The organism is Maribacter sp. 1_2014MBL_MicDiv (assembly GCF_001865655.1).
Lineage (GTDB): Bacteria > Bacteroidota > Bacteroidia > Flavobacteriales > Flavobacteriaceae > Maribacter > Maribacter dokdonensis.
The window spans coordinates 279,613-301,650 of sequence record NZ_CP011318.1 but is presented as its reverse complement, the minus strand read 5'-3'; the positions used below and the strand labels follow the sequence as shown (position 1 = coordinate 301,650).

At 37.8% G+C, this 22,038-nt stretch carries 19 protein-coding genes; 14 read left to right on the top strand and 5 right to left on the bottom strand.

Going from position 1 to position 22,038, the window contains the following annotated elements:
- Positions 1 to 21 precede the first annotated feature (21 nt).
- The 13 genes from YQ22_RS01375 (at position 22) to YQ22_RS01315 (ending at position 16,801) form a co-directional block, all read left to right on the top strand.
- Positions 22 to 3,054: a sensor histidine kinase gene (locus YQ22_RS01375; RefSeq protein WP_198033503.1), complete on the top strand. Its 3,033-nt coding sequence runs from the start codon at positions 22 to 24 to the stop codon at positions 3,052 to 3,054.
- Positions 3,055 to 3,060: 6 nt separating this feature from the next.
- Positions 3,061 to 3,810 carry a LytR/AlgR family response regulator transcription factor gene (locus YQ22_RS01370; protein ID WP_071339776.1) on the top strand — a complete coding sequence of 250 codons (750 nt, stop codon included), beginning with the start codon at positions 3,061 to 3,063 and terminating at the stop codon, positions 3,808 to 3,810.
- A 112-nt stretch (positions 3,811 to 3,922) separates the two neighbouring features.
- A complete protein-coding gene (locus tag YQ22_RS01365) occupies positions 3,923 to 5,062 on the top strand; it encodes an ImmA/IrrE family metallo-endopeptidase (protein ID WP_071339775.1) in 1,140 nt (379 codons plus the stop codon).
- Positions 5,059 to 5,562 (top strand): DUF4411 family protein, encoded by a 504-nt coding sequence (locus tag YQ22_RS01360; RefSeq protein ID WP_083414161.1) that lies wholly within the window; start codon positions 5,059 to 5,061, stop codon positions 5,560 to 5,562. Before YQ22_RS01365 ends, YQ22_RS01360 begins: the two co-directional genes overlap by 4 nt.
- A 321-nt stretch (positions 5,563 to 5,883) precedes the next feature.
- Positions 5,884 to 7,524: a TldD/PmbA family protein gene (locus YQ22_RS01355; RefSeq protein ID WP_071339773.1), complete on the top strand. Its 1,641-nt coding sequence runs from the start codon at positions 5,884 to 5,886 to the stop codon at positions 7,522 to 7,524.
- Between the two features lie 25 nt (positions 7,525 to 7,549).
- A complete protein-coding gene (locus tag YQ22_RS01350; protein WP_071339772.1) occupies positions 7,550 to 8,866 on the top strand; it encodes a TldD/PmbA family protein in 1,317 nt (438 codons plus the stop codon).
- Between the two features lie 94 nt (positions 8,867 to 8,960).
- Positions 8,961 to 9,581, top strand: a complete 621-nt coding sequence (locus YQ22_RS01345; protein WP_071339771.1) for a DUF4159 domain-containing protein — start codon at positions 8,961 to 8,963, stop codon at positions 9,579 to 9,581.
- A gap of 12 nt (positions 9,582 to 9,593) precedes the next feature.
- Complete coding sequence (locus tag YQ22_RS01340; protein WP_071339770.1) at positions 9,594 to 10,598, top strand: AAA family ATPase; 1,005 nt, start codon at positions 9,594 to 9,596, stop codon at positions 10,596 to 10,598.
- A gap of 21 nt (positions 10,599 to 10,619) precedes the next feature.
- The gene (locus YQ22_RS01335) at positions 10,620 to 11,519 is read left to right on the top strand and encodes a DUF58 domain-containing protein (protein ID WP_071339769.1); all 900 of its coding nucleotides are present in this window, start codon (positions 10,620 to 10,622) and stop codon (positions 11,517 to 11,519) included.
- 1 nt (position 11,520) lies between these two features.
- Complete coding sequence (locus YQ22_RS01330; RefSeq protein ID WP_071339768.1) at positions 11,521 to 12,816, top strand: BatA domain-containing protein; 1,296 nt, start codon at positions 11,521 to 11,523, stop codon at positions 12,814 to 12,816.
- Complete coding sequence (locus tag YQ22_RS01325; protein ID WP_071339767.1) at positions 12,816 to 15,053, top strand: hypothetical protein; 2,238 nt, start codon at positions 12,816 to 12,818, stop codon at positions 15,051 to 15,053. Before YQ22_RS01330 ends, YQ22_RS01325 begins: the two co-directional genes overlap by 1 nt.
- Positions 15,046 to 16,014, top strand: a complete 969-nt coding sequence (locus tag YQ22_RS01320) for a hypothetical protein (RefSeq protein WP_071339766.1) — start codon at positions 15,046 to 15,048, stop codon at positions 16,012 to 16,014. Before YQ22_RS01325 ends, YQ22_RS01320 begins: the two co-directional genes overlap by 8 nt.
- A 73-nt stretch (positions 16,015 to 16,087) precedes the next feature.
- Positions 16,088 to 16,801, top strand: coding sequence for a hypothetical protein (locus tag YQ22_RS01315; protein WP_156894516.1), 714 nt, complete (start codon positions 16,088 to 16,090; stop codon positions 16,799 to 16,801).
- 7 nt (positions 16,802 to 16,808) lie between these two features.
- Here the strand turns inward: YQ22_RS01315 and YQ22_RS01310 are convergent, their stop codons facing one another.
- The 5 genes from YQ22_RS01310 to YQ22_RS01290 form a co-directional block, all read right to left on the bottom strand.
- Positions 16,809 to 17,222, bottom strand: coding sequence for a DUF6691 family protein (locus YQ22_RS01310; protein WP_071339764.1), 414 nt, complete (start codon positions 17,220 to 17,222; stop codon positions 16,809 to 16,811).
- 1 nt (position 17,223) lies between these two features.
- Positions 17,224 to 17,784, bottom strand: a complete 561-nt coding sequence (locus tag YQ22_RS01305; protein ID WP_071339763.1) for a YeeE/YedE family protein — start codon at positions 17,782 to 17,784, stop codon at positions 17,224 to 17,226.
- Positions 17,785 to 17,850: 66 nt separating this feature from the next.
- Positions 17,851 to 18,870, bottom strand: coding sequence for a cytochrome d ubiquinol oxidase subunit II (locus tag YQ22_RS01300; protein ID WP_071339762.1), 1,020 nt, complete (start codon positions 18,868 to 18,870; stop codon positions 17,851 to 17,853).
- Positions 18,867 to 20,180, bottom strand: coding sequence for a cytochrome ubiquinol oxidase subunit I (locus YQ22_RS01295; RefSeq protein ID WP_071339761.1), 1,314 nt, complete (start codon positions 20,178 to 20,180; stop codon positions 18,867 to 18,869). The genes YQ22_RS01300 and YQ22_RS01295 overlap by 4 nt, the downstream gene beginning before the upstream one ends.
- A gap of 112 nt (positions 20,181 to 20,292) precedes the next feature.
- Positions 20,293 to 20,820, bottom strand: a complete 528-nt coding sequence (locus YQ22_RS01290) for a DsrE family protein (protein ID WP_071339760.1) — start codon at positions 20,818 to 20,820, stop codon at positions 20,293 to 20,295.
- Positions 20,821 to 20,999: 179 nt separating this feature from the next.
- Between YQ22_RS01290 and YQ22_RS01285 the strand changes: the two genes are divergently transcribed.
- Entirely contained in the window at positions 21,000 to 22,034 is a 1,035-nt protein-coding gene (locus YQ22_RS01285; protein ID WP_071339759.1) for a c-type cytochrome, read from the top strand.
- The last annotated feature ends 4 nt before the right edge of the window (positions 22,035 to 22,038 follow it).

The window sequence follows — 22,038 nt, the reverse complement described above, 5'->3', positions numbered from 1 at the left end:
CGTAAAAGATATCCGTTTTTTTTGAATCTGATAATTAAATACTTTTTGATTTTTTGCTGTTGTTTTGGAACAATACCATTGTTTGCGCAAAACAGTCAGCTACGGTCATATACCATTGCAGATGGTTTACCGCAATCACAGGTATATGATATTGTACAAGATGATATGGGCTACTTGTGGCTAGGGACTCAAGGTGGCGGACTGGCAAATTTTGACGGAGAAATTTTTGAAGTATGGAATGAAAGTGATGGCTTGCTTTCCAATTATATTGATGCGCTCTACACCGTTAACGACTCCTTGTTTATTGGAACAAAAAAAGGACTTTCCATAAAAGTAAAAAACAACTTTGTTAATCTAGAAGCTCCGCAAATACTTCAATTTTTTCCAGTTGATGGTCAGTTGTATTTAGCGACCAAAAATGGACTCTATACCTACAGCAAAAATAAGCTGGTAAGCAAGGTTAATTTCAATTCAGAAATTGATAACAGCGAAATCAATTCGGTGTTTTTTGACGGAAACTATTACTGGCTAGCGACCAATAAAGCTTTGTGGAAATTAAAAGAATTGGGTAACAACGCTACCGAAATTATAAAAGTTGAGAAGAATAATTTCAAGTCGGTCATAGCTCATGACAATCATATTATTGCAGCAACTTTTGATGATGGTGTCTTTATAATCGATAAGGCTACAACTGATAATCGCTTTTTAATGCCGGAGCCCTCTCGCATAAATTCCATGTCAATTCAAAATGAAGATGAGTTGTGGATAACTACAGATAATGAGGGAGTTACCATTGTGGAGACCACAACATTTTCAGAAATAAAAAGATTGAATACCGCCAATGGTTTGGCAACACCACACATAAGAGAGGTTATAAATGATGAAAACGGCAATATTTGGATCGCTACATCAGGTGGCGGATTCTATAAGTATTTTCAGAACAATTTTAAACATTATGATCAAGGAACAGGCTTAAAGGGCAATCGCATTTATGCGGTACATAACGCTCCGGACGGATTATGGTTATCCACTTCGGAAAAAGGCTTGGCGAAAATTGATTCCGAAGGCATTCACCCATTGCCAAACGAGAGTACTTTTTTTGATGTAAAAATCAAGACTATCACTAGTGATGCCAAAGGCAATATATGGGCAGGGTCAGATAATAGAGGTTTGCTTTTTAGAGAGACTAAAATGGTAGACAGTTTGGTGTTTTCATCGAGCGAAAATTACCTTATACAGATTGATACCGTTTCGGTAGAACGCACGGCAAATCATATCATTGATGAAAGCAAAGGATTTCCTTCCGATTGGGTTAGAACCGTAATTGCAGACGATGATTACATATGGGCGGCAACTTATGCACATGGTATAGTGAAATTCAAGTACTATTCAGAAAAAGACAGTCTGGTCATTGGCAAAACCTTTGCTAGTAGAGATGGTATTACAGATATCCTCATTAAAAGCATGGTAAAAACTGCCGATGGTAAACTTTGGTACGCAACCCAAAAGGGTCATTTGGGGTATATAGAAAATAATAAAGTGACAACTGTAGGAACAGGCTTGGAAGAACAAACTGCAATCGGTTCCATTTTGTTTCATGATGATACTATTTTCTTGGGAACTTCAGGTAAGGGAATTTGGTATGCCAACAGTACGAATCCGGTAAATTTTCAGCAGCTAAAGGGTAGTAAACGCTTATCGTCCAATAATATATATCAGCTTATTTTTGATGACCAAGGCAACCTATGGGCAGGTTCTGAACGCGGTGTAGATAAAATAGAACTTAGTGCAACGAACGAAATTGTAGATATCTATCATTTTGGTAGAAACGACGGATTCTTAGGTATAGAAACCTGTTTAAATGCGGTCGATAAAGATGAGGATGGCAATTTGTGGTTTGGTGCTATTTATGGGTTGACCAAGCATATCCCCAGTGAAAGTAAAAAAACGGCGGCTGCACCAAAAGTATATTTTACGGGAGTAGAAGAGCGGTATAAAAGCATTGATTCCTTGATTTTAAAAGATTGGACGAATACGAGCAAGGTATTACAATTAACTCCCGATCAAACCCAGTTGGGTTTTTCCTTTAGAACGGTAGATGTTGACCACCCAAATGAAGTAGCGTATAGAACTCGGCTAGATGATAATGAGTGGAGTCCTTGGGTAAAGGAGAATAAGCAGAATTTTGCAGGTTTGGCGTTTGGCGCACATACCTTTTCGGTACAATCCAGAAATTACAGATGGCAAGAAAGTGAACCTATAGCATTCCGTTTTTTCATTGATAGTCCGCTATACCAAAAAGACTGGTTTCAATGGTCGGTTTTGGCGTTGGCGGTGGTACTACTTGTAAGCTTTGGTTGGTGGTATATACGTAAGATAAAAGCAAAGAATAAAGCGGAACAAGAACGCTTGAAAACACAAAACTATTTGTTGACCCTAGAGCAAAAAGCGCTGCAATTACAAATGAATCCGCATTTCATTTTTAATGTTTTAAATGGTGTAAAGGCAATGGCAGGCACCAAACCAGATAAGATGGATGCTACCATTAATAGTTTTGCCATACTGTTACGGGAAACACTACAAAATTCAAGAAAAGAGCATATCGGTCTAGACCAAGAAATAAAAGCTTTAAAACACTACATAGAGGTAGAACAGTTAATGGCGCAAAAACCTTTTGAATACGCGATAAAAGTTAAAACCACTCCCGATGCCGAAGAAATATTGATACCGCCCATGCTTATTCAGCCATTTGTGGAGAATGCCATACGACACGGAATATTGAAAGGCGAAAAGGAAGGGAAATTGGAAATAGGCTTCACTACCTCAAAAACCCATTTGCATTGTAGTATCATTGATAACGGATTGGGTATTTTTAAATCACAGAACGAAAAGGTAAAAACGGACCATCAATCAATGGCATTGACCGTTACCAAAGAAAGATTGGAATCCATTGCAGGTAAAAACACCTTGCATATCAGTGAAATAAAAAATGAAGATGGTAGCATTGAAGGTACCAAGATTGCCTTTAAAATACCATTACTAACAGATTATTAAAGACCTATGCATACAGCGATAATAGTAGAAGATATGATTGACGCCTTAACCCTTTTAAAAAGGGATATTGAGACGCAGCACCCAGAAATTGAAATTATCGCCACGGCGCAGAGTGTAGTGGAAGCTGCCAAAGTACTGCGTAAAAATCAGCCCGATATTCTGTTTTTAGATATCATGTTAGGTGACGGTACAGGCTTTGATATTTTAGAGATTTTTCCAGACTTAAAATCGAAGATCATATTTGTAACCGCGAGTGATGAGTTTGCTATACGTGCTTTTAAATTTGCTGCAATCGACTATGTGTTAAAACCCTATTCCAACGAAGATTTAGGTTTAGCGATTGCAAGGGCAAAAGAGCAGTTACAGCCTAATAAAGAGCGTTTACAGATTTTAAAGGAGACCATTTCTGCGCCAGAAAAAAAACCTAATAAGATATCGTTACATACACTAGACCAAATTATCATTGTTAGTCTAGACGATATCATTCGGTGTGAATCCGATAGTAATAACACCATTTTCCACCTTCAAGATAAACGCAAGATATTCGTAACAAAGACACTAAAATACTTTGCCGATTTATTAAGCAGTCACGATTTTGTTCGTGTACACCAAAGTCACTTGGTCAATCTACAATGCATCAGCGCATATATCAAAACAGATGGCGGTTATTTAATGTTGAAGAATGGAGAAAATGTACCGGTTTCTGTCCGTAAGAAAACCGAGATTATAGAGATTTTAGATAAGATGCATAGGTAGGGGAATTAAATATATAATAGTTCATCAAGAATATAAGTAACCTTTTTATTTAAGTGCTTAACCAAAACTAAATCAGAGAAATCAATAAGAAATATTAATTTATATTTGTGTAATGGCAACAAGGATTGAAAACATAAATTCTAATATAATAAATTGGGCAATTACTCGAGCAGGTAATAGTCTTGATGAGTTTTATGTGGACAATCCTGATGTTTTGGATTGGGTAGAAGGTAAAAAAAAACCTACTTTAAAACAATTAGAAAATTTTACTCATAAAGTGCATGTTCCTTTTGGTTATATGTTTATGAATGAACCTCCAAAAGAGGAGATACCTATACCATTTTTTAGAACTGGGGCGGCACCTAGAGATAAAGTTTCTTTAAATGTTTATCACACTATTCAAATAATAAAGGATAGACAAAATTGGTTAACAAATTATTTACAGGAAAGTGATTATCCTGATTTGGATTTTGTTGGTAAATACGATAATAATTCTGATTTTAAGGAAATAGCAAATGACATAAGGAATACCTTAAAACTACCTGATAATTGGGCTAGTAAAATTGGTACCTGGGAACAAGCTCTAGATTATCTAACTTTACAAATTGAGGAAATTGGAATAATAGTTAACTTCAATGGAATCGTTGGAAATAACACTAGAAGGAAAATATTAGTTGAAGAATGTAGAGGATTTGTGCTAGTTAATAAAAAAGCTCCTTTTCTTTTTATTAATTCAGCAGATGCAAAAGCAGCACAAATGTTTACCCTTATCCACGAAATTGCTCATATTTGGTTAGGCGAAAGTGCTGGTTTTGATAACAAACAAATGCTTCCAGCGGATGATCCAATAGAAGTGTTATGTGATAAAGTTGCCGCTGAATTTTTAGCACCTGAATTGTTTTTTAGGGAAAAATGGAAAAACAGTCAAAATATTAAGTATTTAAGTAGGGTATTCAAAGTCAGTCCAATTGTTATTGCTAGAAGAGCTTTGGATTTAGGTTTGATGACGAAAGAAGCATTTTTTGATTTTTACAATAGTTACATAGAAGAATTTAAGTTTAAAAAGGAAAATCAAAGTTCTGGTGGAAATTTTTATGCAACTGCTAAAAAACGGATTAGTTTGAGATTCGCTAGTTATGTAAACAATGCAGTAAATGAAAATAACTTATTATACCGCGATGCATATAAATTAACTAGTTTAAAGGGTAATACTTACGAGAAGTTTATTAACGAATATTTATTCCAAGCATGAATAAATATATTTTAGATTCTAACTTTTTTATACAAGCACATCGTTCAATCTATCCTCTAGATGTAGTTCAAAGTTTTTGGTTGAAAATCAATTCATTATCTCAAGCAGGTATAATATCAAGCATTGATAAAGTTAAAAAAGAGATATATGACAATTCCTCTCATGAAGACGAGTTAAAATTATGGTGTGATTCTAACTTGTCAAGTAATTTTTTTATAAATACAGATGGTGTTCTTCAGAATTATATTTCAATTGTAAGCTGGACAAATTCAATGTCTCATCATTATACACCAAATGCGATTCAAGAGTTTCTAGAAACTGATTTAGCTGATCCATGGCTTATAGCATTTGCTATGAGTAACAATTGGACAATAGTTACATATGAGAAAAGTCAACCTGAAAGAAAAAATAGAATAAAAATTCCCGAGGTCTGTAATCATTTTAATGTAACATATATTAATACAATTCAAATGTTTAGGGAGTTAAATGAAAGTTTCTAATATACTTATAGCAGTATTAAATTTTTAATATCTATTTAAAGGTGACCTTATTCTTCTCTTCCGAAGAACAAAAAATCAATGCCCCATTTTTATATTATTCTCAAAAGCGGCATTAAAAGTTATATTTTATGTTAAGGTTAACATAATTGTATCTAAAGCCTAACTATTTTTAGGGAGCACGAATAATTCAGTTAAAGATATTTCTAGCTCAATCGCGAGAAGAACTCCATAAGGTAGTTCAATTTTCATATGATTAAGTTAGAAATAGTTGTTTTCTCAAAGAACAACGCTAACAACATTGAAACACTATAAAACTAACACATGAAAAGAAGAGATTTTGTACAGTACGCCGGGTTGGGTGCCGGAGCATTGATGATGCCATCATTATTGCTAGGTAACGACATCCCTACAGAGGCGTTACTGGAACCAGGTATGGATGCCTTGGTGAAAAAACGAATGGCAGATGTTGCCTTAAATACTGCCAAATCATTAGGTGCTACCTATGCAGATGCCCGTATTGGTAGGTATTTAAATCAGTATGTATTCACTAGGGAAGACAAAGTTCAAAACGTGGTCAATACAGAATCCTTTGGTATAGGTATACGTGTAATCGCTAACGGTACATGGGGGTTTGCCTCTACTAATAGTGTTACTGAAGATGGTATTAAAAAAGCGACGGAGCAGGCAGTAGCCATAGCAAAAGCTAACTCTAAAATTCAAAAAGAACCGGTGAAGTTGGCTCCCGTATACGCATACGGAGAGGTGTCTTGGAAGACTCCGATCAAAAAAGATTTTAAGGAAGTTCCGGTTTCGGAAAAGGTAGACCTTTTGCTAAGCGCCAACGCTGCTGCTTTGGATAACGGAGCAAACTTTGTGAACTCCGCCTTATTTATGGTCAACGAACAAAAGTACTTTGCTTCAACGGACGGTTCTTATATTGATCAAGATATTCACCGCTTGTGGCCAACACTACGAGTAACTGCTGTAGACAAGGCTGCCGGTACTTTTAAGACCAGGGAGAATATGAGTGCTCCAGTAGGTATGGGCTATGAGTATTTAGACGGATTGGAATCTGAGAAAATTGATGGTCCTGCTGGATTGCGTTTATATAGAAACAGCTATGATATGGTAGAAGATGCCACTATTGCAGCAAAACAAGCAAGAGAAAAATTAACGGCGAAATCTGTTGATGCCGGTAAGTACGATTTGGTTTTAGAACCGAATCACCTTGGGTTAACAATACATGAATCTGTGGGTCACCCATTAGAATTAGATCGTGTATTGGGTTATGAAGCCAACTATGCAGGTACAAGTTTTGCCTCGTTGGATAAATTAAAATCGGGCAACTTTAAATATGGTAGCGACATTGTAAACCTTGTTGCGGACAAGACCCAAGTGGGTTCTTTAGGCGCTGTGGGTTATGATGATGAAGGAGTAAAAGCTAAAAAGTGGGATTTGGTACGAAACGGCGTATTGACAAATTTCCAAGCCATACGTGACCAAGCACATATGATCGGTGAAGAGGAATCTCACGGTTGTTGCTATGCACAAAGTTGGGACGATGTTCAGTTTCAGCGTATGCCAAACGTATCATTAGAGCCAGGTAAAGAAAAGTACTCTATTGCCGAAATGATAAAGGACGTTGAAAAAGGTATTTATATTGCTGGTAGAGGTTCTTACTCTATTGATCAGCAACGTTATAATTTCCAGTTTGGTGGTACTGTTTTTTACGAGATTAAAAATGGTGAAATTGTAGGTATGTTAGAAGATGTAGCCTACCAAAGTAACACCCAAGAATTTTGGAATTCATGTGTTAAGATTTGCGATAAGGATGATTACCGTTTGTTCGGTACGTTCTTCGATGGTAAAGGGCAGCCTTCTCAGGTGAGCGCTGTATCTCATGGTAGTTCTACTGCCAGGTTCAATGATGTAAACGTAATTAACACAGGTAGAAACATTTAATTGTTTCACTCTAAAAAGAACAACAATGGCAATTTATACAAAAGAAGAAGCAAGAAAAATATTGGAGAAGGCATTGAGCTTTTCCAAAGCCGATACCTGCGAGATTAATTTAAGCGGGTATAATAGTGGTAATATAAGATATGCAAGAAATACGGTATCTACATCTGGGTACAGTTCTAACCAAAGCTTGGCGGTACAGTCTAGCTTCGGTAAAAAATCAGGTACGGCAACTATTGATGAGTTCGATGATGCATCATTGGAAAAAGTAGTAAGAAGGGCTGAGGAGTTGGCACAACTTTCTCCTGAGAATCCGGAGTTTATGGAGCCTTTAGGTCCGCAAGTGTATGATGAATCGATCACATATAGCGAGTCAACAGCAAACATAACGCCGGAGTATAGAGCAGAAGTAGCCAGTAGCAGTATTGTACCTGCAGCTGCAAAAGATGTTACCGCAGCAGGATTTTTAAACGATTCGGCAGGTTTTAGCGCTATGATCAACTCTAAGGGGCTGTTCGCTTACAATCAATCTACAGATTTAGAGTTTACAGTAACCATGCGTACCAATGACGGTACCGGTTCTGGTTGGGTAACAAGAGATTTTAACGATGTAGATAAGTTTGATGCCGATGAAGCCGCAAAGACTGCAATTGATAAAGCGGTGCTTTCAAGAGAGGCGAAAGCAATTGAGCCAGGGAAATATACGGTAATATTAGAGCCAGCTGCCTCGGCAGATTTGTTACGTAACATGTTTCGTTCGTTAAACGCGCGTTCTGCAGATGAGGGAAGGAGTTTTATGTCCGCTCCTGAAGGTAAAAATAAGATTGGGGAGAAAATAGTGGATGAGCGCGTTAATATTTATTCGGACCCATTGCACCCAGAAGTACCTACAGCTACTTGGAACGGAGAGGGGCAACCTATAAAAAAGACAAGTTGGATTGAAAACGGAGTGGTGAAGAACTTGGCGTATGACCGTTTTTGGGCAAAGGAAAAAGGTGTGGAGCCAGTTCCTTTTCCGTCGAACGCAATTATGGCTGGTGGCGATGCAAGCTTGGAAGAATTAATCAAGAGTACAAAAAAAGGAATTTTGGTAACACGTTTATGGTACATCCGTAGCGTAGATCCACAGACCTTGTTATATACGGGACTTACCAGAGACGGAACGTTCTACATAGAAAACGGTGAAATTAAATATCCTGTAAAAAACTTCAGGTTTAATGAGAGTCCGATCATCATGCTGAACAATCTAGAAACCCTTGGAAAACAAGTACGTATCAACGGTAATTTAATACCCTATATGAAGGTGCGCGACTTTACGTTTACCAGTCTTTCAGATGCGGTGTAAGGCATCATAAAGCACTATAAACTGGTTGATTGTGACACTTCACATCAGCCAGTTTTCTTTTTTCAAGCGGAATAAAAACACTAATTACTTGCCCTTGAGCAACGAATTTTTCTTTACGAGATTACAGTATGAATCCGGAGATTGGGATGTGGATCAACGCATGCCTTCCAATCTGCTGAATTCATTGGTGGAGTACACCACTTTGAAAGTAGATACGCAAGAAAAGATAATCACCTTGGCAAGCGATGATGTTTTTAAGAGTCCGTTTTGCTATATCTCAGGTCATAAGTTGGTAGAGTTTACCAAGAAGGAAAAAGAAAATTTTGAAAAGTATGTGCGCAACGGAGGTTTTGTTTTTGCCGATGACTGCAATCACGATATTGACGGCTTGTTCGCCAAATCCTTTGAGCGGCAAATGGAAGAAATTTTTGGTCCGTCGGAATTAAAAAAAATACCCAATGACCATGAAATCTATACCATATTCTTTGATTTTGAAGACGGTCCGCCCACCACATCACAAGAGCTGAACGGCTGGGGAGATGATCTGGTGCACGATTATTTAAAGGCAATAGTCATCAACGGTAGAATAGGAGTGCTGTACAGTAATAAGGATTACGGTTGCGAGTGGGATTATGATTTTAGAAACAAACGTTGGTACAAAATAGACAATACACGGTTTGGGGTAAACATTGTCATGTATGCCCTAACCTCATAAACATATTTTTGAATGGATAAAGAATTACAACGCATTGCAGATGAGGTAGAAATGCTTTCCGGTAAATTAAGTGCCTTAAAGCAAGAAATCGGGAAAGTGATTATTGGGCAGGAAGAAACCGTATCGCAATTACTGATTACGTTTTTAGCCGGTGGTCATGCATTGTTAGAAGGGGTTCCCGGTTTGGCAAAAACATTAATGATCAGGACTTTGGCAAATGCCATAGATTTAAAGTTTAAAAGAATACAGTTTACGCCGGATCTAATGCCTTCGGATATTATTGGGACAGAGATTTTAGAAGAAGACCATACCACGGGCAAAAAGTTCTTTAAGTTCAATAAGGGTCCTATTTTCTCTAATATTATCCTGGCGGATGAAATTAACCGTACTCCACCAAAAACACAAGCTGCATTGTTGGAAGCTATGCAGGAGTTTGAGGTAACTTACGGCGATAAAACCTATCCGTTAGATAAGCCATTTTTTATACTGGCTACACAAAACCCCATTGAACAATCAGGAACATTTGTTTTACCCGAAGCACAGCAAGACAGATTCTTGTTGTACATCAAAATAGGATATCCTACACAGCAAGATGAAGAAGCCATTTTAAAAGCGACAACGGGTACCTTTAAAAAGAAATTGAACCGAGTTATTTCGGGCGATGATATCGTGCGTTTACAACAGCTGGTAAGGGAGGTATCCATCAGTGATGCCCTCATCAGTTTTGTGAGTGATATCATCAGGGCAACCCGCCCAGAAACTACGACCAATGCGTATGTAAAAGACTGGGTAGATTGGGGTGCAGGTCCGCGTGCAGGTCAAGCTATGATCTTAACGGCAAAGGCTAATGCCTTGTTAGAAGGTAGATTATCGGTAACATTAGATGATATAAAAGCAGTGGCATTGCCCGTACTTCGACATAGGGTTTTAGTGAATTTCAGGGCAGAAGCGGAAGGTATTACGTCTGATAAAGTGGCAACCCATTTACTGAGCGCCATTCAATTAAAAGATAAATAATAACTCTCGATTATCGAGTTTATGGCAAAACAGGACTATCAAGATTTACTAAAACCAGAAGTCATCAATACGGTTGAGGGACTTTCCTTAATATCGCGCTTTGTGGTAGAGGGCTTTACGGCGGGTTTAAATAGAAGTGCCAGTGTGGGTCCTGGAATGGAATTTAGTCAGTACAGAGGTTACGAACCCGGTGATGATTTACGGCTGTTGGATTGGAAAATGTTGGCACGCTCGGGCAGGTATTACATCAAACAGTCCGAAATTGAGAGTCAGGTAACCATTAAGTTTATTATAGATACTAGTGCATCCATGTTGCACAAGGAAACCGAATTGTCAAAGGTGGATTTTGTTCGCGTGTTGGTGGCTACCTTAGCCTATTTGGCGCATAGGCAAGGTGATGCGGTGGGCTTATTCGCTTTAAATGAAAAAGATGCAATTAGCATATATCCTAAAGCGGATAAAAAGCATTACAACCGGTTGCTGTTAGAGTTGATTAAACTTTCAAACACTGGCAAGTGGCCGGCAGCCCATATTTCAAACAAACGCATACCGAACAGAGGAGGGAAGGAGCTGATTTTTTTCTTGACGGATATGTATGAAACCGGTGACGAGATTTCAAAATTTATAAAAGGATTAAAATCCGCCAAGAACGAGGTGGTGGTGTTGCAAATTATGGGAGCGGCAGAAATGGATTTCAATTACGGTGCTAATATCACTTTTGAAGATTGGGAAACAGGAGCGCGCATAAAGGTAGATACCCAACAAGCGAAAACCGAATATTTAAATGCTCTTGAAAACAGATTGAAAAATATTAAAGAAGAATTGCTGTCTAACGGAATAGACCATCATGTATTTAGAATGGATGCACCTTTGGGTGAAGCACTTCAATTATTTTTAAAACAACGAAAAAGAATCGGTTAGTATGTCATTTGCACATCCTTCATATCTATGGGCTTTATTGGGACTTCTAGTTCCCATAGCCATCCATTTATGGAGTAAAAAGGAAGCAAAGACCATAAAAATTGGTAGTGTACAATGGTTATTAGAATCAAAATCAAAACAATCTAGCAGTATTCAATTGAATGAATGGTGGTTGTTAGTGTTGCGTATGGGCATGGTTTCGCTATTGGTATTATTGATGGCAAAACCACAATGGCATTCAAAAGTGAGTACTACATCCCTGACTTACATCATTGAACCAGAGCTTGTACAGCATACTGATTTTATGTCTCGCTTCAATGAAATAAGCGATGATCAAGAAATTAGACTGTTGCGTAAAGGCTTACCGTTAAAGGAAAATGAACAAAACATAATTGCGCAGCATTTCTTACCTGATTATTGGGCTTTGGCATCTGAAATGGATGCGCTGCAGACCGATAGTGTTGTTGTCTTTACCAAAGGTTTTGCAAAAGGGTTAAAAGGAGCCAGACCTGAAACCAAGCATAAAATGCATTGGGTAGTCATTGATTCCGCATTAGCGAAGGAGACACCTTTATTAGCCTATAAAAAGAAGAACGGTTTACAATTATTTTCCGGAAAGAGTACTCCGCTTGACACCAAAGTCAGCAAAAAAAATATCAAGTTAGGCGATGAATTTACGCTTAACACTAATGGCGATAGCTTAGTAATTGCAGGAAAGAATCCGGTGGAGAAAGTTCCTGTGTATGTTCAGAAACCTATTAAAATAGCACTTTATTATACCGATAGTTTACAGAATGATAAGACATTTATAGAAGCAGCGTTAAAGGCACTTTCCATTTATTTGGATAGGGAGATTCAGGTAGAATCTAGCTTAGATACTGAAGTAGTATCGAACAAAGAAGTAGATGCAGTCATCTGGCTGAGTGCAAAACCTTCCCCTAAAACGGCTAAAAAGTTACTAGCTTTTAAAGAGGATGCGCTATCAAAATCAATGATAATTGCCGGTGTAGCAGAGCATACGTTCTATTTGACCAAACGCATAAACTCAGAGAATGCGGTAACGGAGCGATTAACGGAGCAATTGCTGCAAATGCTGGAAATCAATGGTGAGGTTGAAAAATTAGTAGCTGAGGTAGATCATCGTTCGGTAACTGCGACTGAATTGGAAACCACTTATACACCTAGTAAAAAGAAGCAAAAACAATTGGCAAGTCAGCATGTGAATCCGTACTTATGGTTAATCCTTTTAGTATTGTTATTGGTGGAACGCTTTGTAGCATATAAACGCAAACAGTGATGGAACAGGGCAAACTACACTTGGTGAAATTTCAAAAGCGATGGCAGTTGTTCTCATACGCCGAGGCTGTTCTGTATGCTTTGGGAATTGCCGTACTATGCTATTTTATTACTGAAACTGTTTGGTTTGGCTTGGTAACATTCATTATGAGTGTTTTACTTATTGTCTTCATGAAAAAGCCTTGGAAGCATAATTTGAACGCAACAAGTTCATATATAGATGCCCACGTTTCGGAAGCATCTTTTAGTACGGGGCTACTGTTACAATCAGAAGACAACTTATCCAATTTAGCGAGGTTGCAACGCTATAAAGTATCGGAAGAATTGACCAAAAGATTGGGAAATATAAGTCCGCCAAACTCCCTAAAACAAGCAGTTTCAGTCATGCTAGGTTGTATACTACTCGGCTTTGTTTTGCACAAATTGGCTATATTTCGCGGGGTTGTAGACGAGCTGAACAATCCGAAAAATACCGAGCAAATTCAATTTGTGGCAACGGATAGTATACACGTTAAAAGCAGTATACCGGCAATTGAAAAGCAGGAAATACGTGTTATTAATCCATCGTACACAAGATTGGGGAGTAAAACTACAGCAGACCCAAATATAAAGGCTGTTACCGGAGCTAAAATTCAATGGAGGTTACAATTTGATGCTGCAGTTGTAGCACCGGTATTAGATGTGATGGGCGAGTTAAAGCCTATGCAAAAATCAGAAACAGGTTATCAAGTGCAATTGCCTTTAACAGCATCAGGTTTTTATAGTTTCAAATTTCAAAATGAAGAAGGAACAGAGTTTATATCCGATTTGTTTTCGTTGGAGGCAGTAGCGGATAATCCGCCAGAAATAGAGGTTTTAGGATTGGAGCAATACACCTATTTTGATTTTTCCGATAAAAAATTGGTAGAACTGCAAAGTACCATTACAGATGATTTTGGAATTGATGAAAGCTACATTATTGCAACGGTAAGTAAAGGAACGGGAGAGTCTGTAAAGTTTAGGGAAGAAAAATTGAATTTTAAGGAAGCCATTTCAAAAGGAACCAAATCTATACGAGCCACCAAAACACTAGATCTCAATGCCTTGAAAATGGAAGTAGGCGATGAGCTTTATTTTTATATAGAAGCCTTTGATGAAAAACAGCCGAAGCGTAATGTGGCACGTAGCGAAACGTATTTTGCAGTAATCAAAGATACCGTGGGAGAGCAATTTGGTGTAGAAGGAACTTTAGGCGTAGACCAAATGCCCGATTATTTTAGAAGTCAGCGACAATTGATTATAGATACCGAGAAATTAATAAAGGAGAAACCCAGCATTTCAATTCAAGAATTTAAATCGAGAAGTAATGAATTGGGGTTTGATCAAAAAGCGCTGCGTTTAAAATACGGACAGTTTATGGGCGATGAATCTGAGATGGAAGAAGCACCTGCCGTGATCGAAAGTCATGAAGAAGGTGAAGACCATGATCATACTGAAGATCAAGAAAATATACTCAAAGAATTTATGCATGACCATGATGGTGATAACGAGCATAACTTGGTAGAACAGCATGGGCACGAACATGAAGAAACAAGCGAAGAACCAGAAGACCCTTTGCATGATTACCTGCATAATCATGATGATCCAGAAGAATCTACCTTGTTTGAAGAATCGTTAAAAACCAAATTAAGAAAGGCATTAAGTATTATGTGGGATGCCGAATTGCATTTGCGATTGTATGAGCCAGAAAAGTCGTTGCCATTTCAATACGAGGCTTTAAAATATATTCAAGAAATTAAAAATAGTGCTCGTATTTATGTGCATCGCATAGGATTTGACCCACCACCGATTAAGGAAGATAGCCGACTTACCGGCAAAATAAAGGACATCAAAAATTATAGTAAAAACGAAACTACTAGTGCAGATCTGCCTTTTGAAGCTATTGAAAAGGCGGTTAGCCGTTTGGAACAGTTGGTGCACGACGAACAGGAGTTTAAAGAGGATGATACTATACTTTTTACTGCTGCAGGCAATGAGCTGGCACAGTTGGCTATAGACAACCCGGGTAAATATTTGCAGGTCTTGCAAGGGTTAAAAACTATAGAGAACAACACAGGAAGAACCCTTGAAAATTACCAATTCGTTCAAAAAGGATTGTTATTGGCTTTGCCAAGTACGCCGCAGGTGCCCGGATCTGAAAAAGTGTACACAGACGAAATCAATTCACTATTTCTAAAACAATTGGAAGTGTATGATTGATAAAATTTCGTTTGTACAGCAAGAATTGCTACTATCTATAATTTTAGGTGGTGTATTGGTATTTGCTGCATTTATTTTTAAGGAATGGCAAACACGAAACAAGGGCAGGTTTACTTTAAATGCTATAGTTGCATTTATAACGTTGTTCGCCTTAATTTTAATTGTTTTAGAACCTAGCAAAGAAGTAGAAATACAGCACAAGCAAGGACTACTTTTAACCGAAGGCTACCGAACGACACAACAAGATAGTTTAGAATCTATTTATGAGGGAATTCAGGTATTGGAATATAACCACAAGCAATCGGTTCGTAGGGCTTTAGATTCGCTCACAAGTCTGGTGATTATTGGCGATGGGGTAGCACCCTATGATTTTTATAAGTTGGATAGTATTCCAACAATTTATTTAGCTAACGAAATTACATCAGGTATTACCAAAGTAAAGTGTAATGATCACCTTGTTTTAGGGGATGAGTTAAGGCTGAATGGAACTTATGCTAAACCGAAACTAGGTTCCATCTTGGTATTGCAGGATTCACGAGGTAATGGTTTGGATTCTATACTTTTAAAAGACAAGAGTTCGCAAAATTTCTCTTTAACAACAGTCCCAAAAGTTAGTGGTGATTTTATTTTTAAATTATCGGAAAAAGATAGTGTGGGCAAGATGTTCGCGTCAAATCCGCTTCCAATTACAATTCGTAAAAAAGAACCTATTCGTGTGTTGATCGTAAACACTTTTCCAACATTTGAAACAAAATACCTCAAGAATTTTTTAGCGGATCAAGGGTATGAAGTTACGGTTCGTAGTCAGCTGACAAAAGGCAAGTTTAAGTTCGAGTATTTCAATACCAAAGCATCGCCAATTTATCAATTTACCGAGGAGAGCTTAAGTAAGTTCAATGTAGTTATAACAGATACCGAAACCTATTTCAATTTCGGAAAAAACGGTAAAAAATCGCTTTGAACATAGCATACGTGAAAACGGATTAGGCTTGTTTATTCAACCAACGGAACTACTGTTTAAACTTGGTAAAGCAATGCCTTATTTTAGTTTTAAAAGCGATGGCGTAAATGAGGTGCAATTACCCAATAATACCGTAAACATAGAAAAATATCCATTTACATTTAATGAAACATTCGCCATGAATGCTATAGATTCAAATGAACTTGGCAAATTATCGTATTACAAGCAATTGGGCTTTGGTAGAGTTGCAACCACAACATTATTAAATAGTTATCAATTATTGTTGCAGGGAAAAGATCAAGCCTATAAGAGCATTTGGACTCAGATTTTAGATAAGATTGTTCAACGAAAAGAACAGGCGGTAGCATGGCATTCGCAAACGGAATTGCCAAAAGTGGGCGAGCCATATTCTTTTGTATTACGTACCGGTTTGGAAGATTTTCAGGTACTGAATACTGAAGAAAAACGTATTCCATTGCTACAAGACGCAAACGTGTCTTTTAAATATTCAGGTACTACATATCCGAAGAAAGCAGGGTGGAATACTTTGGAAGTAGAGGGCGACAGTACAACTCAATTTTCCTATTACGTTTACGATGCCGATGATTGGAAATCTTTAAGTGCCTCGAATACAAGAGCTGCTAATACTAAAAAGTTTGGTAAAGAAATAAAGGAAAATAGGACAGTTATGGTGAACCGTCCTATATCGCTACTATTACTTTATATATTGTTTCTATTGGGAATTGGATGGTTATGGTTGTCTCCAAAATTATCATCCCAAAGTTAAATCAGTTTTAATGTGGTAGTTTGTCCTTTAGCAAACCGTAAACGAATGTGCCTAGAATAGCACTTGCAATTACGATTAAGATAGAAGAGTAACCAGCACCTACCAAAACATACATAGGACCAGGGCAAGCACCTGCCAACGCCCATCCTAATCCAAAAATGATTCCACCGATCAAATAATTGGTCACACCTTTTCTTTTGGGGTGCAAGTTCATTTCTTTTCCTCCAATGGCTTTGATGTTATTTCTTTTAATAATCTGAACGCCTATTACCCCTAAAACAAGGGCAGAGCCAATAATGCCATACATATGGAAAGAGCCAAATTGGAACATTTCATAAATACGAAACCACGAAGCAGCTTCAGATTTGTACATGATAATGCCGAAAAATATACCTATGGTCAAATAACTTAAATACTTCATGTTAACTAAAAATTAGGGGGAATAAAAGGTGAATCATAACCAAGCCTCCAATAAAGAAACCTATCACGGCAATTAAAGAAGGCAACTGTAAATTACTTAGTCCGGATATAGCGTGACCACTGGTACAACCACCCGCATAACGAGCACCGAAACCAACCATGAATCCGCCTAAAATTAGCACGGCAAGTACAAATGGATCAGTTAAGTTTTCAGAGGCAAAAAGCTCCGTAGGTAAATAAGCTTCACCCGCGCTTTCAATTCCGTAATCCGTTGAAAGTTGTTGTGCAACTTTAGGATTTATTTTTACCGTATTGTTGGACATAAATTGAGAAGCGATAAATCCGCCAATAACAGCACCAAGAACAACAATCAGATTCCATAGTTGTGCTTTCCAATCGAACTTAAAGAAATCGGAATATTTTGCGGCACCACCAATAGAACACATGGTTCTAAGATTAGAAGACATGCCAAATTGTTTGCCTATGTACAGTAGTACAAACATGGTTAAGGCAATTAAAGGTCCGGCCACATACCATGGCCAAGGATCGTAAATCAAATTCATAGTCATATTTTGAAACGCAAAGAAATTGAATTTAAAACACTTGCTTGGTAACCAATGTTACACAAGTTAGCGCTCTAAGAGTTTGATCAATTTAAAAGATTTGAGTAAATGGAAAAGCCCCGGAATAATTAAGACACCGCCTACAAGTAAAGAAATGGCCAAAACGTTCATAACACTATCAGGCACAGGTTGATCATAAATGCTAATGCTACCTGTTGTGGTGAAAAGTATGTTTGGAAAATGCGTAATGGTAGCCGCAAATAGAATAAAGAATATTTGAATGCCTGCCAATGCCCTAGAGATGATTCTTCTACCGGATTTAATACTTTTCCATAGCGGAAACAATAAAATGCCGGAAACTATAATGGCAGAGATAGACCAGATGTTACCAATGAAATCTACAACAAAAGCGATACCTGACAAATACCCATATGCCAATGTTATAAAACCCAAAGAAACTACTACTATAGTTGCTATAGAGGCTTTTCTCATGTACATGGATTTACTGGTGTCATCTACCTCGCCAATTAAAAATACCGATGCCAAGAAAGCACAAAGGGCTGCATAAAAGAATCCCGTTAAAATGGAAAAAACATTGAACCAAGAGTGTACATAAACTTCCAAAAAACTATGGTTTTCCATCTGTGATGGATTAATAATGTCTCCACTGACCACGCCGCCCATGGTAAGGCCTAAGAATATTGGGGTAACTAGACTAGAGGTTTTAAACATCCAATCATATAAAATTTGAGAACTGTCTTTATAGGCATCATAATATCGAAATACAAAGGCCACACCTCTAAGGGTTATACCCAGTAACACCAAGGTCAATGGAATATGTAGTGCGAGCACTAAAATGTTGTAGTAATGGGGGAAGGCAATCCATAGAATCACGATTAAAATAATAATCCAAATATGGTTGGCCTCCCAAACCGGACCCATTACTTGGTAGACGGTCTTCTTATTGATAGCTTGGTTTTCTTTAGAGGAGAACAACTCAATGATTCCCGCGCCAAAATCTGCTCCAGCCAGTAAAACGTATAGCAATAAAGAAATGGCAAGAAAGGCTAGTACAACGTAGATCATGCTTCATTGGTTTTAACACTGTTCAAGAATTTAATTTGCCTTGCCATTAACCATGTTACCGCAATGGTCAATATGGTATATACAGCTATATAAGTGTACAAACTAAATACAATACCTGGCATTGGGGTAACGGCATCCTTGGTTTTCATAATGTTGTGTATGATCCAAGGTTGCCTACCAACTTCGGTAACGATCCAACCAGCTTCAAGGGCAACAAAGCCCAATGGAGCTAAAAGAGCAAACAACAACCAGAATTTTGGCATATTGAACCAAGATTTCTTTTTGTACTTGGCTACAAAAAATAGCATTCCCGCTATCATTAAAAGAGAGCCTAATCCCACCATGGTCTGAAAAGCGTAATGGACCATGGCAACATTAGGTTGTTCATCTTTAGGAAAATCATTTAATCCTTTTACTTCGGCATTAAAATCACCAAAAGCAAGAAAGGATAAGGCATTGGGAATTTCCAGCTTGTACTTGACCTCTTGAGTTTCGTTATCCACAATTCCGCCAATATAGAGCGGAGCTCCTTTTTTGGTTTCGTAATGCGCTTCCATGGCAGCCAACTTAACGGGTTGCCTTTCTGCAATATCCTTGGCAGAAAGATCTCCGCTTAAGGGCTGTAGAATAGCAGCTATGGCGGCAAATGTTATGGCTATTTTAAATGCTTTCTTATGTAGCTCAACATTACGTTTTTTATAAACTTGGTAAGCATGAATACCTGCTACGGCAAATCCTGTAGCCGTAAAAGCGGCTAAGGTCATATGCAAAGCTTGGGTAAACCATGCAGGATTAAATAGTGCTTTTACCGGATCTATATTTAAGAATTCGCCATTAATGTAATCAAAACCGGAAGGTGCATTCATCCAACCATTGGCGGAAACTACTAAAATACCGGACATTACTCCAGATATACCTACGATGATACCGGTGAACCAGTGAAAGGTTTCGGGAATTTTTTTCCATCCGTAAAGGTAAAATCCTAAAGCAACGGCCTCCACAAAAAATGCTGCACCCTCTAATGAAAATGGCATTCCAATAATAGGACCTGCATGTTTCATGAATTCAGGCCACAAGAGACCTAGTTCAAAGGAAAGTGCAGTACCGGATACGGCACCTGTTACAAAGAAAATAGCAACACCTTTTTGCCATGATTTTGTGAGCGTAAGGTAAATGGGATTGCGTGTATTCAACCATTTTTTGTGGGATACTACCATAAAAAATGGCATAACCATACCAATGCAGGCGAACACAATATGGAAAATAAGGGTAAACGCCATTTGTAGTCTTGCAGCATCTATATTTTCCATAATTCACCTGTTTTAAATATGGATATAAAGATACGAAACGGTGTGTTTTTCTTACGTTACAAAGGTTACCTAAATCAAAAGAAAAGTGTTAAAAATCCATATGGTTCGCTGGTTATGGCATTAAGATATAACCATCTAATTGATAATTGGCCAGCACCATCATTGCAGAAAGACCAAGTTGTGTATTTGGGTTAAGATCTTCGGCTCCAATACCTCTAGAAGCTGTTGCTTGAGCGCAAACATAGAATTGTACTCCGTAATCCTTTAAAAGCTGTATAACCTCTGCATTAGGGTTTTCTTTCTCATATTTAGCTTTGTATTTTTTGTCGTTCAAAGCCGTGAATGTTGCACCACCGTGTATGGCAGCAACAATATTTATATTGTCAGCGGAAACACCGCCCGAGCCTATCATGTTTATTAAACGGGCAATTTTAAAATAACCAATATTGGTACCATGCATTTCACGATCATCCTTAAGGTCAAAAACGATATTATATTTTTTAGAAGCATCGGGTTGAACTGCTACGTCTTTAAATTCTTTAATTTTTCCGTAACCGTTTATGATCGGGGTCGTCCATTCCTGAGCGGTAGTAAGTTGTATAGCCAAAATTGTTATTAATAAAAGAAGCGCTTTTTTCATGTGTTTCGGTATTTATAATGATTGTAAAACTGGTTTGAATCTAGAAGTACTAATTTCTACATTTTTGAATAGTAATGAAAGTAAGTTAATGTATTTAACGCAAGTGTAACTAGGGTTACTGTCATTATGGTGCAATAATTATAGATTCGTTATTTAAATTAGCGTTAGATTACATTTATATGGGTGATTTACGAATTTTGGCGAAACAACTTTTTAGGTTGTTTACAATTGTGTTTGTATTAATAGGTCTAATTTTTATTTGGCTTTTTACCTATGAACCCAATACTTCCGCTGCGGTGTCAAATGAAGATGAAAAGGAAGAAGAAGTTGTTTGGCAACCTAAAAATCCCATTTCTGAAATAGAAAACATGCCTTTAGAAGTCAAAAAAGGATATTACCTAATATCGGAGACTTCAAGATATATCGGGCCTGGGGCAGCAAAAACCGAAGATAGGTATAGCGGTAACAACTTGGCATGTTCCAATTGCCACTTACAAAAAGGAGCCCAGGCAGGTTCAGGTTCTTGGGTGGGAATTTTAGAACGTTTTCCGCAATTTGGTGGTAGGGGCAATAAAATTGGGACTATAGAAGACCGCATTAATGGTTGTATGGAACGCAGTATGAACGGTAGAATGCTTCCGCCGGATTCAGATAAACTTGTGGCCATTGTTGCCTATATGAATTGGTTGAGCGAAGGCTTACCTGAAGATAGAAAGGCGGAGTTTAAAGGGTATCCAAAAATTAAGATTCCAAATGAAAAGGTAGATTTAGCAAAAGGTAAGCAAGTGTATACCAAAGAGTGTGTTATTTGCCATGGTGAAAATGGAGCAGGGGTTTTAAGTCTAGATGATAACAATAGTTATACGTACCCACCATTGTGGGGAGAAAATAGTTTTAATGATGGAGCGGGTATGCACAGGGTAATTACGTCGGCGGAATTTATAAAGAGTAACATGCCCTATTTACAAGCCACTTGGGATAATCCTAAGTTAACCGATGAAGAAGCATACCATGTGGCGGGCTATATTAACAGCTTTAGCAGACCACATAAACTAAATACCGAAAACGATTATCCCGATAAAAAGCTAAAACCGGTATCTACACCCTACGGTCCTTGGGTAGATGATTTTACGCCCGAGCAGCATAAATATGGACCGTTTCTACCTATAATGGACTTCTACAAGGAGAAATACGGAATCACTAAAACAAAGTAACCCC

Excerpts from the sequence above, each read along its gene's own strand:
- YQ22_RS01370 (WP_071339776.1), top strand. The coding sequence starts at position 3,061 with ATGCATACAGCGATAATAGTAGAAGATATGATTGACGCCTTAACCCTT.
- YQ22_RS01365 (WP_071339775.1), top strand. The coding sequence starts at position 3,923 with ATGGCAACAAGGATTGAAAACATAAATTCTAATATAATAAATTGGGCA.
- YQ22_RS01360 (WP_083414161.1), top strand. The coding sequence starts at position 5,059 with ATGAATAAATATATTTTAGATTCTAACTTTTTTATACAAGCACATCGT.
- YQ22_RS01355 (WP_071339773.1), top strand. The coding sequence starts at position 5,884 with ATGAAAAGAAGAGATTTTGTACAGTACGCCGGGTTGGGTGCCGGAGCA.
- YQ22_RS01350 (WP_071339772.1), top strand. The coding sequence starts at position 7,550 with ATGGCAATTTATACAAAAGAAGAAGCAAGAAAAATATTGGAGAAGGCA.
- YQ22_RS01340 (WP_071339770.1), top strand. The coding sequence starts at position 9,594 with ATGGATAAAGAATTACAACGCATTGCAGATGAGGTAGAAATGCTTTCC.
- YQ22_RS01335 (WP_071339769.1), top strand. The coding sequence starts at position 10,620 with ATGGCAAAACAGGACTATCAAGATTTACTAAAACCAGAAGTCATCAAT.
- YQ22_RS01330 (WP_071339768.1), top strand. The coding sequence starts at position 11,521 with ATGTCATTTGCACATCCTTCATATCTATGGGCTTTATTGGGACTTCTA.
- YQ22_RS01325 (WP_071339767.1), top strand. The coding sequence starts at position 12,816 with ATGGAACAGGGCAAACTACACTTGGTGAAATTTCAAAAGCGATGGCAG.
- YQ22_RS01320 (WP_071339766.1), top strand. The coding sequence starts at position 15,046 with ATGATTGATAAAATTTCGTTTGTACAGCAAGAATTGCTACTATCTATA.
- YQ22_RS01315 (WP_156894516.1), top strand. The coding sequence starts at position 16,088 with ATGCCTTATTTTAGTTTTAAAAGCGATGGCGTAAATGAGGTGCAATTA.
- YQ22_RS01310 (WP_071339764.1), bottom strand. The coding sequence starts at position 17,222 with ATGAAGTATTTAAGTTATTTGACCATAGGTATATTTTTCGGCATTATC.
- YQ22_RS01305 (WP_071339763.1), bottom strand. The coding sequence starts at position 17,784 with ATGAATTTGATTTACGATCCTTGGCCATGGTATGTGGCCGGACCTTTA.
- YQ22_RS01300 (WP_071339762.1), bottom strand. The coding sequence starts at position 18,870 with ATGATCTACGTTGTACTAGCCTTTCTTGCCATTTCTTTATTGCTATAC.
- YQ22_RS01295 (WP_071339761.1), bottom strand. The coding sequence starts at position 20,180 with ATGGAAAATATAGATGCTGCAAGACTACAAATGGCGTTTACCCTTATT.
- YQ22_RS01290 (WP_071339760.1), bottom strand. The coding sequence starts at position 20,820 with ATGAAAAAAGCGCTTCTTTTATTAATAACAATTTTGGCTATACAACTT.
- YQ22_RS01285 (WP_071339759.1), top strand. The coding sequence starts at position 21,000 with ATGGGTGATTTACGAATTTTGGCGAAACAACTTTTTAGGTTGTTTACA.